Here is a 15,244-nt window from a genome sequence, read left to right as displayed (position 1 = left end):
CATTCAACCATCGCGCATCACACGATGTGCAATACATAGTTATGTCGTTTCCCCCCAAGAGGCTGCTAGCATCGGGCAGACTTCGCATCCCGATCAGGCCCCATCAGGTAGCCCATGCTCGAGAACACAGCAGCGCCACGGAAAGCACCGCTGAACCCGCCACTCGATACCCGCTATCAAGTGGAAACCCCGGAGGGCATCGACCTGCCGTTGCGCCCGGCCGGTCTGATGGTACGTACCCTCGCCTTTGGCATCGACCTGGGCATTCGCGGCGCGCTCATCGGTGTGCTGTTCGTGGCGCTGGCATTTCTCGGCCAGCTCGGCATGGGCCTCGGGTCGCTGCTGCTGTTTGTCATCAACTGGTGGTACATGGTGCTGTCCGAAGTGCTGCGTCAGGGCCGCTCGCCGGGCAAACAATGGATGGGCCTGCGGGTGATTCACGATAACGGCACACCGATCGGCTGGTCGGCCTCACTGCTGCGCAACCTGTTGCGATTTGTCGACCTGCTGCCGTTCGGCTATTTCCTCGGTGCCATCAGTTGCCTGCACCACCCGACCTTCAAGCGCCTGGGCGACATCGCCGCCGGCACCCTGGTGGTCTACAGCGAGCGTCCCCTGCTCCGTCCGCAACTACCTGACGCCCAACCGCGCAGCTCGCCCGTACCGCTCAATCTCAGCGAGCAACGCGCGCTGCTTGCCTTCGCCGAACGCCAGGCCGAACTGTCGCCGGCGCGGGTCAATGAACTCGCCGCCCTGCTGGCCCAGCCGCTGCACCTCTCGGCACCCAAAGCGGTCAGCGAACTCAACGGCATCGCCCGCGGCTTGTTGGGGCCGACATGAAGCAGAGTCTTTTTGAAGCCCGCTACAAGGCCGAATGGGAGCGCTTCACGCTGGCCCTCGAACGCCTCGAACACGGCAAGGACACCTCGCAGGTGGCGGGCTTTCCCAAGGCTTATCGACGTCTGTGCCAGCACCTGGCGTTGGCCCAGGAACGCGGCTACAGCAGCTTTCTGATCGACTCGCTGCAGCAACAGGTGCTGCGCGGTCACCAGCAGCTGTATCGGCACCGCAGTCGATTCGGCGCCAACCTGTTGGGGTTCATCCTCGCTGATTTCCCCCGGCTGGTGCGCGCCGAATGGCCGTTCGTGCTGGCCGCCGGCCTGTTGTTTTTCGGCAGCCTGACCGGTTTTGCGCTGCTGGTGTATGGCTATCCCGAGCTGGTATACAACCTGATCCCCGCCGAACAGGTGCGCGAGATGCAGAGCATGTACGACCCGGTGGCCGGCCACCTCGGACGCTCGGCCGAACGCGCTGCCAGTGAAGACTGGGTGATGTTCGGGTACTACGTGATGCACAACATCGGGATCGCCTTCCAGACTTTCGCCAGTGGCTTGCTGCTGGGCCTGGGCAGTGCGTTTTTCCTGCTCTACAACGGGCTGATCATCGGCGCGGTGGCCGGGCATCTGACCGAGATCGGTTTTGGTCAGACGTTCTGGTCGTTCGTGATCGGCCACGGCGCTTTCGAACTGACGGCCATTGCCCTGGCGGGAGCTGCAGGGTTGAAACTGGGCTGGGCACTGATCGCTCCCGGACGCCTGACGCGCGGCGAAGCACTGCAACACGCCGCACGCAAAAGTGTCCTGCTGGTTTGCGGGGTCATGCTGTTCCTGCTGATCGCGGCGTTCATTGAAGCGTACTGGTCATCGAAGACCGGGATCGCCCCGCGGACCAAGTACGCGGTCGGTGCATCTTTATGGATTGCGGTGGCGGTCTACCTGCTGTTTGCCGGAAGGACCCGCCATGCGCCTGAGTGATGCCAGCGTAGCAATCCGCCCGCGCAGCACGTGGGAAGCCATGGACCTGGGTGTGCTCATGAGTCAGCAGCACCGGCGCCTGCTGATGACCAGTTGGGCCATCGTCACCCTGCCGCTGTTCGCCCTGCTGACGTTGTTGCTGTGGGATTCGCCGTCACTCGCCGTGTTCATTTTCTGGTGGCTTAAACCGGCCTGCGAACGCCTGCCGCTGTACATCCTGTCCAAGGCCCTGTTCGGTGAAACACCCACACTGAAACAGGCCTTGCGCGAATTTCCTCGGCTGCTCAAGCCGCAACTGCTGGCCAGCCTGACCTGGCGTCGTCTGAGCCTGAGCCGCAGTTTTCTGCTGCCGGTGCTGCAGCTCGAAGGCCTGGACGGCACGGCCCGCCAGCAACGCCTGCAGGTGCTGCTGCAACGCAATGCCGGCGCCGCGCAATGGCTGACGATCATCGGCGTGCATCTGGAAACCGCACTGTGGATCGGCCTGATGGTGCTGTTCTACATGCTGCTGCCACAGCAGATAGAAACCGACTGGGACTGGCAGTCCTTGATCCTCGATGCCGATTCCCATTGGCGCTGGCTGGAACACCTGACCAATGCCTTTTACGCGCTGGTGCTGGTGATCTGGGAACCGGTGTATGTCGCCTGCGGTTTCAGCCTGTATCTGAATCGGCGCACCACACTCGAAGCCTGGGACATCGAGCTGGTGTTCCGCCGTTTGCGCCAGCGCCTGAACAGCAGCGTTCTGGGTTGGCTGCTGGCCGTCTGCCTTTTGCTGCCGGCGGTGCCACCCGTATGGGCCGCAACCGATCCCGCCAGCGCCCCGCAGGCGCCACGCCTGCTGCACCAACCGCTGACCAGTCAGGCTTCACACGACAGCATCAAGGCGTTGCTTGAACAACCACCGTTCAAGAACAAGGAAACCGTGACCCGTTATCGCTTCGGCGACGACCCGGCCACCCCGGCCGAGGTCACGCCCGGTGAGGCGCCACCCTGGTTGAAAACGCTGCTCGGCTGGCTCGACGGTCAACGCTTCAATGCATTGGCCACCTTGATTGAGGTGTTGCTGTGGGCGGCGTTGATCGCTGCTGTCGGCTGGCTGATCTGGCGCTATCGCGAGTTTCTGCGCACCTTCGTCAGTCGCCGGACGAAGCTGCCCGCGCGCAGCAAGCCACCCGCGCCGCAGCAGCCATTCGGCCTCGACCTGAACCCGCAATCCCTGCCCGATGACATCGCCGCCAGCGCCGAACGACTTTGGCAAGACCAGCCACGCGCCGCGTTGGGGCTGCTCTATCGCGGCTTGCTCAGCCGCCTGCTGCACGACTTTGACCTGACGTTGAAACCCGCCGATACCGAGCATCAAGTGCTGCAGCGGGTCGAACAATTGCAGCGTCCTGAACTGCTGACGTTCAGCCGTACCCTGACGCTGCACTGGCAGAACATGGCCTACGGGCATCGCGTGCCGGCGGTGCATCTGCAACAGGAGCTGTGTGATGGCTGGCGCGCCCTGTTCGGCCATGGAGTGCGCAGTTGAACCGGCGCAACGCATGGCTGATCGGCGGGCTGATCGTCGCCCTGCTCGCGGCGTTGAGTGTCTATCTGTACCTCAAGGCCAGGCCTTATCAGGAAGTGATCGATCACGGCCCTTCGCCCCAGGCCCAGGCCAACCCGTATCTGGCGGCAGAATTGTTCCTGCGCGAGCGCGGCCTTAACGTCGGCCATGCCGAAACGCTGGCAGTGCTGCCCGACATCGATCCGCGCCGGCACACCTTGCTGTTGTTTGGTGAGCGCTCACGGATGACCCCGCGCCAGGTCGATCAGGTGCTGAACTGGGCCCGCGCCGGCGGACGCCTGGTGTTCGTCGCCGAAGCGCTGTGGGATGAGCAGGCCAGACAAAGCGATGACCTGTTGCTGGACCGGGTGCAACTGCACCAGTCACTGAGCAAAAACCTCAAGGAGCCACCGGCGGAGCTGGCCGATGATCCGTACCCGAACCTGACCAAACTCTACCTGGAAGACGAGGACGCCCCGGCCTACGCCGGTTTCGACACCGCGTTTCATCTGGAAGACCCGAAGAATCTCGCGCAAGCCTGGGCCAACAGCGCCAAGGCCACGCACATGATGCAACTGGCCTACGGCCTCGGCTCGATCACCGTGGTCACCGATGCCGAGCTGTGGAAGACCTCGGCCATCAGCCAACACGACAATGCCTGGCTGCTCTGGTACCTGAGCGCCGACACCGACGTCACGCTGATTTTCAACACCGCCCACGACGGCCTGCTGACCCTGCTCTGGCGCTATTTCCCGCAAGCCATCGTTGCCCTGCTGGGACTGATCGCCCTGGGTTTGTGGCACGTCGCTGTGCGCCACGGGCCACTGCTCGCGCCCGCCCCGCGTGGCCGTCGGCAGTTGCAGGAACACCTGCGTGCCAGCGCCGATTTCATCCTGCGCCACAACGGCCAGCACATGCTGTTGCAAGCCCTGCAACAGGACGTGCTGCGCCGCGCCCGACGCCGCCATCCCGGCTTCGACCAGTTGAACGTGGCCGAGCAATGGCTGGTGCTGTCGCGCCTGACCCGCCAGCCGACCCGCGCCATCAGCCAGGCCCTGAGCCCGGTGTCGAAACAGCGCATGAGCAGCGCTGATTTCAGCCGCCAGGTGGCCCACCTGCAAACCTTGAGGAACACGCTATGACTGAACACATCGAGCCCGGCAGCGCCAGCCACTCCGCACAGCAACGCCAGCGCGCCAGCCAGCTGGCGCAAGCGGTGCGCGGTGAATTGCAGAAGGCTCTGATCGGCCAGAACGCGGTGATCGACGACGTTCTGACGGCGCTGATTGCCGGCGGCCATGTGCTGCTCGAAGGCGTCCCCGGGCTGGGCAAAACCTTGCTGGTACGGGCGCTGGCGCGGTGCTTCGGCGGTGAGTTTGCGCGCATCCAGTTCACCCCGGACCTGATGCCCAGCGACGTCACCGGCCACGCGGTGTACGACCTGCACACCGAGCAGTTCAAACTGCGCAAGGGGCCGCTGTTCACCAACCTGCTACTGGCCGACGAGATCAACCGTGCACCGGCGAAAACTCAGGCGGCATTGCTCGAAGCCATGCAGGAGCGTCAGGTCACCCTCGAAGGGCGGGCGCTGCCCATCGCCCAGCCGTTCATGGTGCTCGCCACGCAAAACCCGATCGAGCAGGAAGGCACCTATCCTTTACCGGAAGCTGAGCTCGATCGCTTCATGCTCAAGGTGCGCATGGACTATCCGGACGCCGAGCAGGAATTGAGCATGGTGCGTCAGGTCAGCCGCTCGACCCGCGCCGACATGCTCGACGTGCAGCCGCTGCGCACGGTTCTGCAAGCCAAGGATGTGCAGGCTCTGCAACGCATTGCCAGTGATCTGCCACTGGACGATCAGGTGCTCGATTACGCCGTGAGGCTGGCGCGCAGCACCCGCTCCTGGCCCGGCCTGACCCTCGGCGCCGGGCCGCGAGCGTCCATCGCGCTGGTGCGTTGTGCCCGCGCCCGTGCATTGCTGCGCGGCGGCGAGTTCGTGATCCCCGATGACATCAAGGGCTGCGCGCTCTCGGTGCTGCGCCATCGGGTACGGGTGGCGCCCGAACTGGACATCGAAGGTCTGCAGGTCGATCAAGTGCTGCAGCAACTGCTCGACCAAGTACCGGCGCCGCGCCGGTGAAACCGTCACGCCTGCTGTTGATCTGGCTGGCAGTGCTGCTGGCCATCGGTACGCTGCTGGGCACCGTGCAGGCACTCGACATCCCGACCCCTGCCAGCCTGTCGGCGATCAGTTGGGGGTTGCTGCTGGCCCTGCTGGTGCTGGCGCTGCTCGACGCCATCCGCCTGCAGCGCCTGCCCTCGCCCCTCGTACGACGGCAGATGCCCGGCAGCCTCGCACTCGGCCGTTGGAGCGAAGTTCGGCTGCAGGTCAGTCACGACTTCAATGAGCCGGTAACACTGGAGATATTCGATCATGTGCCACCGGGGCTGAATTTCGAAAACCTGCCGCTGACGGTCGAGCTGCAACCCGGCCAGTTCAGCGAGGTCGGTTATCGCCTGCGCCCGCTCAATCGCGGTCACTTCACCTTCGGGCATTGCGAAATCAACCTGCCCAGCCCGCTGGGTCTGTGGTCAGGCAAACGCCTGCTCGAGGTGAGCGACGAGATTCGCGTCTACCCGGACTTCGCCAAGCTCTACGGCGGGCAGTTGCTGGCGGTGGACAACTGGCTCAGCCAGCTCGGTGTGCGCCAGCGCCAGCGTCGCGGGCAAGGCCTGGAATTTCATCAACTGCGCGAATTTCGCGAAGGCGACAGCTTGCGCCAGATCGACTGGAAGGCAACTGCCCGGCAGCGCACGCCGATTGCCCGCGAGTACCAGGACGAGCGTGATCAGCAGATCATTTTCCTCCTCGATTGCGGCCGGCAAATGCGCAGCCAGGATGGCGAGCTGTCGCATTTCGACCATGCGCTCAACGCCTGTCTGCTGCTGAGTTACGTCGCGCTGCGTCAGGGCGATGCGGTGGGATTGAGCACCTTTGCCGGCGATCAACCGCGATATCTAGCGCCGTCAAAAGGCGCCGGGCAACTCAACGTTTTGCTTAACGCCGTCTACGATCTGGCGAGTAGCCGACGTCCGGCGGACTACCAGACAGCTGTGCAGCAGCTACTGACCCGTCAGAAACGCCGAGCACTGGTCATCCTGGTGACCAATCTGCGCGATGAAGAGCAAGGCGAACTGACCAACGCAGTCCAACACCTGAACCGTCAGCATCAAGTGCTGGTGGTCAGCCTGCGCGAAGCAACGCTCGACCAGTTGCGTCAGACCCCGGTGCAAACCCTGCCTGAAGCACTGGCCTATTGCGGCATGGTCGACTATCTAAACGCCCGGGCCGAACTTCATGAGCGTTTGGGTGCTCATGGCGCCCGAGTGCTGGATGCCCAGCCGGGCGAGTTAAGCGCAGCGTTAGTCACCCAATACCTCTGCTGGAAGAAGGCCGGTACGCTCTGAACTCATTTGCCGTGCCCTCATGGGGATTCGGTTACGCTAATGAACAATTCTTTGTAAGCCACAATTGATTGAGCAGTAATTTTATCGTGACCTGCTCGCGGGAAGATGAACTTGACGTATGCGATCCCGTTAGCGTCCGATCTCATCGAGGCAAGCGACAAATTCAAATAGAACCACGTAACCCTTCTATTGGCTAAAGGCAGTCGTGTCTGCTGGTCAATAATTCTGACTTCGACATGAGCCTCGCTACCGACAACGTTCCGCGGTGAAAGATTCGTGATGCGTTCGAACATGGGGACATCCGCTGGATCGAATACGTAAAACACCCAGGCTTTGGAGCTTCCGAGACGGACGGTCGCTACAAGTCTGTTCGGTCCCAGTTCATTCGGGCCAAGGACCAATGTCGATTTGCCATCCGCGTTCGTGGTCGTGACAGGTAACTCCTGGCCGGGGATCTGCCACACGACTCTAATCCCTTCCAACGGTTTCCCATCAGCTCGAGAAACAACCCGAACGACAGCGTTGACTGACTGCCCCAATTGGATGTCGGTATGCAAGCTGGTCAACGACTCAATCACCGGCACCAGCCCGCCATACACCAACTGCGCCACATCCCAACCAGCCATCCCCCCCCGAACCGTGGCTGACAAGATGCCATCCCCATCAGCGGAAAAGGCAAAGGTCAACCGAGCAATCCCCTCCTCATCCGTGACCGATGGCGTCAAGGCACTGCCCGCAAAATCCCACCACACCTGCACCCCCACCAATGGTAATCCGGTACGTGCAGAAACCACCTTGGCATGGGCTTGCGCCCGCTCCTCGTCTGGAGGCAATCGAGATCCTTCAGGCTCGTACAGTTCACTGATTTCCCGCGGTTCCTCAAGTGTAAACGGCAACTCAATCGACTCCAGATACGCCGCATCCTCCAACGTCGCCGTCACCACCGCCGCGCCTGGTGTCTGCGGTTTGAACCGCACACGGGCCACCCCATAAAAGTCGGTCAGGCTGGTCACCGTGCCCAGATCCACGTTGCGCCATGTCACCACCACCCCGGCGATGCCTTTACCAGTGATGGATGACACCACGGTCACCTGCTCGACGAGCTCCTGCTCCCACTCCAGCACCTGCTGAACGCTGCCACTGGCGAGGACTTTCAACACTTGCGCGCCCACGCCCAACGACATCGCGTTAGCCGGTGACAGGCGCGCCAATCGCTCAGCGCCCAGGCGTAGCGCGAAACCGCCGTCCTTCACATCATCACAGCGCAAGGAATACCGCAGGCCGAAGGCCGAGGGCCGGCGCACAGCGCCGAGCGCGGGTTCGAAGCGCAGACCCAGCTCCGCAGGGCCGCTACCGGTCAATCCCAAGGCCAGATTTTGCTCGAACAATGGACTGTCATCCTCGAACAGCACTTCGAGGACATGTGTGCCTCGGCGCCGCGGGAAGAAAGTTTGGCTGCCCCACGGCTGTTCGTCGTGCCCATCGAAACGAACCCGCACCCCCTCCCAAGGGTCACGGGCGAGAGCGATAAAAGGCAAGGCGCGCTGCTCTTCGTAGCCGTCGAACGGGCTGCGCACATTGGCTACCACCTCTTGCTGACCGGCGGTGCCCGGCGTCAAGCCAAAGCCCGACCAGCCAAGGTCATCGCTGGCAACTGTTTCGAGGCCGGCCGCCGTCTTCCACTGCACCGCCACCTGCGCCACCGCCTGGCCGGTAAATGCCGAAACCACCCTGACCCAGCTCCAGGCCTTATCCTTGCCGATGACGGCATCAACCGCAGGCTCGCGCCAGTCGTCCATTCGCAATTTATTGTGGGCGAGCTGCACAGGATTGGCGCTCAAGGACAGATTCAATGCCGGCAAAAAAAGCTCGAGCATAAAATCGCCGGAGACCTTGCTCGCAGTGAAGTCCAGCCCCCATCCAACGCCACCGTCGCTGAGTGCCTGGGAAATATCGAGCGGCGGCTCAACGCCTGCATCCAGGTCGTCGGCTGGTGTTCCCAGCCACATCAACGTTCCCTGCAACCCCACCAACGGACTCAACGCATTGGGCAAATAGCGCACGTTGTGTCTGGCACCGATGCATGGAAACAATCTCTGGCTGGCTTGTGTCGCGGTCACCTGATCCAGCATCACCGTCAACTCGTCAAACAGCTGCGTAGCGACCAGCCGACCGAACAACTCTCGGGGTGACGCCAGCACCGGGCTGCTCAACGCCAGGCTGAACAGGCTGCTGGCACTCGATGCAACCTGTGAACTGAACGTCCATTCCAGCCCCTTCGATTCCAGCTTCAAGGGCACGCCGATACCTGCGACGGTCAGCCCGTTTTCTGGCGGTTCACCACGCCATTGCAGCATTACCAGTTGATCGAGCAACGAACTGCCTGGCGTCGCTTCAATGCGCAGGGTGTGCGAATCCCCCCGCCAGCACAACAGCCCCAGCTCGACCAGATCCACTTCAGTGTTGTCGAACAAGATCCTGATCTGATTCTTCCAGGGACTGCTCGGCAGTGCCTTGACCGCAAACGGGCGCTCCATTGCCACCGCATCAGCGTGCGCCCTGACGCGGGCAGTCACCACCAGGTCGCCGCCACGAGAAGGCTGGTAAAGCACGCTGGCCCAACCACCGTTGCCCGATTGGGTCGAGATCGTGCCTTCGGGCGTCAGCCAGTCGACCAATGCATTGTTGACCGGATCGCCGTCACCACTGGTGACCACGTGCACCACTTGCACCCGCAGCAGGACGCTTTCGCGTTCATCCACCACCGGAAACTTGTTGGCCTCCTGAACATCGCCGATGCGCACCAGATTGCGTGCCAATGACATCGGCTTCCTGTCTGAAGGCAGCAGGAGCTTCGAAGATGACAATTGCAACCGGAAGCGACCATCGAGCTCGTCCCGGCAAATCAACTCCCAGGTCAGATCCACCAGGCCGACGGGTATCGGCGCTTCCAGCTCCGGGCGTACCTGCACGCCCAACTGTGCCGCAGAATCGCCTTCCCAGCGCATGGCCAACTCAGTGCCGCGCAACACCTCGGGTACTCGAACACTCACCTGATAGGTCGAACCTCGATTGGGGTATCCGGTCTTTTGCGCCCAAGGCAAGGCGTTACCCTCGACCACCGCCAGAACGTCCTTCCAGGGATCGGTCGCGAGCACCCGAACATCCAGCGTTGTAGTCTCGACCCCGCTGGCATAGTAGGGACTCGTTACCGAGGCGACGACGCTGAAGTCGCCTGCCGCCGTGGGCAGATAATCGAAATACGCCCACCCCTCAGGATCGGTGGGTGTCGTGCTCAAAACCCCCTGTCCGTCGATCGCCCAGGTCACCGTGCGCCCGGCCAGAAACTGACCGGTGTACCAAGAGGCCACTCGTACGCCCAGCCGCACTGATTGCGCCAACTCCAGCACCGGGTAATACGCAGCCTGCTGCTCCTCGCGAAACACCAGCCGGTGATGGCCCAGCGAGACCTGCACCGGATAAGGCGCAGCGGTGTACTGGTTCAGCAGTTTGACCGTGAACAGATACGGATCCTGATCACCGATCAACGGGCACTGCAGGAGCCACGGTGAATCCAGCGGTTGATCGACGCCCCAGTCAGGCGTCACGGTAACGGCGCCTTGCGGGTTGTCGTCGCTGATCAGCGCAGCCTTGGTGTAGAGCCAGGGACTGTCGGGTTCGGGAACACATTCAAGCCGATGCTGAAATCCACCGTCCGCGCCAAGGCACAGGTAGAGCGGGCCGCCGGCCGGCAATTGCTCCTCGTCCAGCTTCAGCGTCTGCAGCACCACTGGCTCAAGGTGCAGCGCCAGATGAATGCGCGTGATCAGGACCTTCAGGTGATAGTCCTCGGGATCAGCATTGGCCGGAGCGACCACCGTGACGCGGATCTTGTCCAGGCGCTGCAGCGGCAGATCGAACGGAGCGTCGTACTGAATCGGCTTGAATACCAGCGGCTGTCCGCTGGCGATCCGTGCCTGGTCCTCTGCAAGGTCGCGAGGGCTGCCCGGCGGCAACAGGATTTCGCTCAACACGGTTCCATCTTCAGCCGTGATGAGCATGCGGCCCGCGTCGGTATGCCGCGTTTCATGGAGAAAGCTCAGCACATACCTGGCGCTGGCACCCGGCTCTACAGGTACAGTGACCTGCTGCCAGGCAGAGCCAAGGTTCCCCGCAGAAAGCAGCCTGACCTGTATACCGTCATACTCCTCGCCGACGACTGCGACCTCGCGCGGGTTGGCCCCCCGCGTCCAGTCGCTCATGCCTTGGCTGAAATCGCCATTGAGTACCAGACTGTCATTGGCCTGAACGACTGGATCAAACATGATTACCGGCTCCTTTGACATCGCGTGACTGATGGGTAGTCATTGACCGCGTCACCAGGTCTTTGACGGCAAGGGTGAAGGTCGGCTCACCGGCCTTGGCCGTGTAACGGATGCGCACAATGACGTCGGTAAGCGATTCGAGCATCGAGGTTTGCCGCTCACTCTTGGGCCAGGGAAAGTGCAACTGCCAACGCGATACCGCCCCGGTGTTCTCGAACGGGTTGAGCAAGCCTTCATCCGGCTTGCCGGCGCTCATGCCGGTATCGGAAATCCCCACCGACAAGCCGATCTGCTGACCACTGCGCAGATTGAACTGAACATCAGGTGGCGCCACTGCGCCTGTCGGCTGGTGCAAGTACTCAACCGAACGCGCCGTTGCCCGGGTGGCGGTCATGCTGCCGATCTGATGCAGCGTCGCCTGTACATCCTGATAAGGGCCAACCAGCGCCGGCAGATCGACTTCCACCAGATTGATCAGCCGACAGTATTCCCCCGGATGATCGCGATCGAACGACAACTGCGTCAGCTGGAACTCCAGCGTGCCCTTGTCGATCAGGTCTGCCAGTGCCCGGCTCCAGTCGGAGAACCCCGTCTGCGGATCAACCGTGTCATCGAACAGGCGTCGCAGTGAAATGGTCTTGATCCGTTCCAGGCGACGTTCATGGCTTTGCAGGTACAGGCGATCCATGCGCAGCAGGTATTCGCGCAGATGTTCACCCGCCGTCAGCCCGTGACGGTTGTCCAGCCATACCTGCGGTAACGAATCAGCGCTTTCGTAATCACCGGTTTCTGCGCTCAACGAAGCACGGGCACTGAGGCACAGGCTGACCACTGCGTCGTAAGCCTGATAGTGCAAGGCTTTGAGTTGCCCCAGCAGCCAGCCGAACAACTCGGCGCCGGAGGCACGTTTTTTCAGGTAGTTATAGAGCGCCAACGCCTGACTGTTGGCGCGCAGGGTTTGCTCAAGACTGGTTCTGGCAGCCTGGAGCGCGAACGTTTGCGCGGTGATCTGCTCCTCGATCGCGCCGACTTCGGCCAAGGCCTGATCACGTTGCAACTCCCACTCTCGGCGACGCAAACGGTAGCTTTCGGTGAGCGCTTGTTTATCCGCGTCGATCTGCAAAACCATCGCACCGATTTCCATGCCGAAGACCACGGCATCGGCTATTTTTTCCACACGATGCCCACCGTTGGCCAAACCGAAAATGTTCGGTAGCGAGGCCACCACCGCCCCCCCCGTCTTGATCGCGTGCGTTCCCACATTCATCCATTTGGCTGTCTGCAGCTTTTCCATGACCTGATATTCGGCATCGCTCACGTTTTCGTCGTACCAGGCCTTGAACCGGTCGGCCCGTTGCTGAGCCACGGCGCGGCTCTGGCTCAACGCAGTGACATTCGCTTGCAGTTGGGCAATCGACTGTTCTTGAACGGTACGTGCGTAAACACCCAGCTCCTTGAGATGCTCCTGTTGCAACTCTTCCTGCTCGGCCCGGTCACGCTGTTCAATCAGGCGCAATACCTGGCTGCCGTACTCCTGCAGAGTCTGCACCGCCCGCAACGCCGCCTCGTAGGTGACACGCCAACGAAACGCACCCACCACCAGACGCCCGCCCATTGGCCTCGGCGTACCGACGCCGCCAGCGGCCAGGTCGCGCAACAATTGATCGGGATCGGTCGGCGGGCTGAACAATGGAACGTTCAGCGGTTTACCGTCCAGCGTCAGGTTATTGCGCAAGTTGTTCAGGCGTTGCCCCGGCCAGTCGAACAGGTCGAGCAACTGTTGATTGATGGGCAATTTGAACGGCTCATTCGCCAGCAGGCCCATCAACGGTGAAGCTGGTGCGGCCGGAGGAATGTCGGCCAGGGAAAACACCAGTTCCTGCTCAAACTGCTCGAGCGCCGGCCGTGTTGCGCTCTGTTTCAACAAGTCTTCTACCGTCTGCGTTTGCCAGTGGACCACCGCCCGAGCAGCAGGCGGCTTGCCCATCAGAAACTCGGCTTGTACGTAACACAGTTTTGCCGCCACCAATGCATCGCGGGTGAGTTGGCGGTAATACCAGTCACCCCAGGCGACCAGATTCTTCACGTATTCGGTGAACACCAGAATCTGGTAGTGCCGTGGCGCGGCGTAGGCGATTGCATCCGGATCGGTCGGCATCTTTGTTTCGTGCCCCATATTCCCCACACCCGCCAGCGGGCGGCAACGCCAATAGCGAGGTTTCTTCGGCTCGACGAAGGTTTCAATAGCCTGCGGATCGAACAGGTAATGCCACCAGTTCTGCGCTTCCAGATAGCGATCCTCGGCCCGCAGGCGGGTCGCCACCAGATGCGGCAGATGAAAAAACAGTTCCCAGAAATACAAGCCGTTGGCGCCGTCGAATGCCCCGTTCGGCTCTGTGATCGGGCCTGAGGCTGGCGGCGGCTCCGCCAGGAACTGGGTGTCCCAGTCCAGTACGGCATCCACGGAGATATTGCTACGCTGCACCAGCTCCGGGCCGAACAGTGAGTTCAGGCGCGCACGGGGTAACATTCCGGTCTGCCGAAACCCGATGAACTGCGCGGCATCCAGCGCGTTTTTTTCCAGCGCGGGCGGCACGAAACGGGTGATATCGGTCAGCGATACGGTAAAGGTCTTGCTGCCTTCAGTGGCGTTGCTCAAGGAAATTTCGAGCGGGAGGGTAAAGCCTCCTTTCGTGCGTCTGAACTCCATCCAACCGGTGGCCCACCCTCCGGCAAGGGGTTTTGATGCTTTGAGAGGGGGCGGGTCGTATTCCGTGCCATTATTGATTTCCAGCACAAACTCCTCGATCTCGGTGATGACCTCGCGCCTCGCCCGGCACAGCCCCCTGACCCACAAAAAGTCCTCTCCCTCCACTTCCGAGAACACCGCCTGCAAGGCGTAGTAGGGCGTCAGCGCTCCCGAGGTTTCACCCTTGATCGCAACCGTTGGCTGATTCTTCGGCGTCAGCGGATGTTGTACGACCAAAGCATCGGTGAAGCGATTCTCAGCCAGATGCTCAAGCCAGCTGCCGTCGTCTTCGGCCATCGGACGAAAGAGCACATCACGGGATGCAAGAACATTCAGGCCTTCGGCGTCAGTCTTGTCGTTGGTGAGCAATACGCCCAAACGGCCCTTGGGGTGAATGGCATCAGCCAAGGTCGTCGCGACCAACCGGGCACCGTCGCTGGTGTCGCTGCCCTGGTCGGCGCTATACAGGCTCAGCGGTGCCGACCATTCCGAGTTCTGACTCATGAACGCCAGATTGATGTCCAGCCGGTGCGGCGAGTGAGTCTCGTCTTTCGTGCTGCCCACCTGGTCACGCCATTCGGCCCATACCAGGCATAAACGTCCGGCCCAGAACAGCGGCCGCAGGTCCAGAACCTTGTTCCCTGCTGGAATATCCACCGGCTGCCACTCGCCCCACGCCGCCGGGTTGACCGGATTACCGGCAGATGTGAGTTCAATCTCGGTCTTGCGCCAGAAATACTGAAACGGCTGTACTCGCTGACGACCGACAAAATAGTAAGTCGCGCGCGTTGCCGAATCGCCGTCCAGAAAGGCGCTGATGACATCCAGGTTGCAGGTCTGCTCAAACACCTTGAGGTACCCTTGCAAGGCTCGTTGCACCGAATCGCCATTCAAGCGCGTCTGATTCAAGTCATTCTCAAGCGCTTTGAACAGCCGGGTCTTGCGTTGTCGCACAAAGGGATTGATGAAGTTTTCCGGGTAGACCGCGATCAACGAGAGCGCCGCCCAGTCAGGATAATTGCTGTAGAGCTCCCAGAGTTTCAGATCCGCCTGGTCAAACTCGACCCTCTCGTAGCCAGGCTCAAGCTTGCGATAGGCCGCATGAATGAATTGCTGCGCGCAGCTGGTCGCTTCGGCCACCCACGAACTTTGCACCGGGTAGTTGTCCAGCGGGTCCATGCGCAGCAATTCGAATAGATCCTGTGCCGTTTTCACGAAAGGATATTTCTCGCTGGAAACCTGGCCGATGCAGTACTCGACCAATGCTGTACGGCGTTTTTCCAACAGTTGAGCCAGATTGCGTTGAGTCATGGTCTTCTCCAGCATTCTGAAACGC

Annotated in this window: 8 protein-coding genes; 6 read left to right on the top strand and 2 right to left on the bottom strand. The window is 61.5% G+C overall.

Translation table 11 applies throughout. From position 1 onward, the window contains the following. The first annotated feature begins 114 nt into the window (after nt 1-114). The 6 genes from U862_RS0124150 to U862_RS0124125 are packed head-to-tail and all read left to right on the top strand — an operon-like array spanning nt 115 to nt 6,834. On the top strand, nt 115-840 hold the full coding sequence (locus U862_RS0124150) for an RDD family protein (RefSeq protein WP_025112761.1): 726 nt from the start codon (nt 115-117) through the stop codon (nt 838-840). Further along, nucleotides 837-1,814, top strand: coding sequence for a stage II sporulation protein M (locus U862_RS0124145; RefSeq protein ID WP_025112760.1), 978 nt, complete (start codon nt 837-839; stop codon nt 1,812-1,814). Before U862_RS0124150 ends, U862_RS0124145 begins: the two co-directional genes overlap by 4 nt. Further along, nucleotides 1,801-3,348, top strand: coding sequence for a DUF4129 domain-containing protein (locus U862_RS0124140; protein WP_025112759.1), 1,548 nt, complete (start codon nt 1,801-1,803; stop codon nt 3,346-3,348). The genes U862_RS0124145 and U862_RS0124140 overlap by 14 nt, the downstream gene beginning before the upstream one ends. Further along, on the top strand, nt 3,345-4,508 hold the full coding sequence (locus U862_RS0124135) for a DUF4350 domain-containing protein (protein ID WP_025112758.1): 1,164 nt from the start codon (nt 3,345-3,347) through the stop codon (nt 4,506-4,508). The genes U862_RS0124140 and U862_RS0124135 overlap by 4 nt, the downstream gene beginning before the upstream one ends. Further along, nucleotides 4,505-5,506 (top strand): MoxR family ATPase, encoded by a 1,002-nt coding sequence (locus tag U862_RS0124130; RefSeq protein WP_025112757.1) that lies wholly within the window; start codon nt 4,505-4,507, stop codon nt 5,504-5,506. The genes U862_RS0124135 and U862_RS0124130 overlap by 4 nt, the downstream gene beginning before the upstream one ends. Continuing rightward, nucleotides 5,503-6,834, top strand: coding sequence for a DUF58 domain-containing protein (locus U862_RS0124125; protein ID WP_025112756.1), 1,332 nt, complete (start codon nt 5,503-5,505; stop codon nt 6,832-6,834). The genes U862_RS0124130 and U862_RS0124125 overlap by 4 nt, the downstream gene beginning before the upstream one ends. Before the next feature lie 17 nt (nt 6,835-6,851). Here the strand turns inward: U862_RS0124125 and U862_RS0124120 are convergent, their stop codons facing one another. After that, a complete protein-coding gene (locus tag U862_RS0124120) occupies nt 6,852-11,159 on the bottom strand; it encodes a hypothetical protein (RefSeq protein ID WP_025112755.1) in 4,308 nt (1,435 codons plus the stop codon). Next, a complete protein-coding gene (locus U862_RS0124115) occupies nt 11,152-15,219 on the bottom strand; it encodes a neuraminidase-like domain-containing protein (RefSeq protein ID WP_025112754.1) in 4,068 nt (1,355 codons plus the stop codon). Before U862_RS0124115 ends, U862_RS0124120 begins: the two co-directional genes overlap by 8 nt. Nucleotides 15,220-15,244: the final 25 nt, after the last annotated feature.

Origin of the sequence: Pseudomonas sp. H1h, from assembly GCF_000633255.1 — a bacterium.
Lineage (GTDB): Bacteria > Pseudomonadota > Gammaproteobacteria > Pseudomonadales > Pseudomonadaceae > Aquipseudomonas.
The sequence above is the reverse complement of the archived record's forward strand: the minus strand, read 5'-3'. Positions and strand labels throughout refer to the sequence as shown.

Bases quoted from the DNA above. Each gene is read 5' to 3' on its own strand.
- U862_RS0124150 (WP_025112761.1), top strand. From the start codon at position 115: ATGCTCGAGAACACAGCAGCGCCACGGAAAGCACCGCTGAACCCGCCA.
- U862_RS0124130 (WP_025112757.1), top strand. From the start codon at position 4,505: ATGACTGAACACATCGAGCCCGGCAGCGCCAGCCACTCCGCACAGCAA.
- U862_RS0124140 (WP_025112759.1), top strand. From the start codon at position 1,801: ATGCGCCTGAGTGATGCCAGCGTAGCAATCCGCCCGCGCAGCACGTGG.
- U862_RS0124145 (WP_025112760.1), top strand. From the start codon at position 837: ATGAAGCAGAGTCTTTTTGAAGCCCGCTACAAGGCCGAATGGGAGCGC.
- U862_RS0124115 (WP_025112754.1), bottom strand. From the start codon at position 15,219: ATGACTCAACGCAATCTGGCTCAACTGTTGGAAAAACGCCGTACAGCA.
- U862_RS0124120 (WP_025112755.1), bottom strand. From the start codon at position 11,159: ATGTTTGATCCAGTCGTTCAGGCCAATGACAGTCTGGTACTCAATGGC.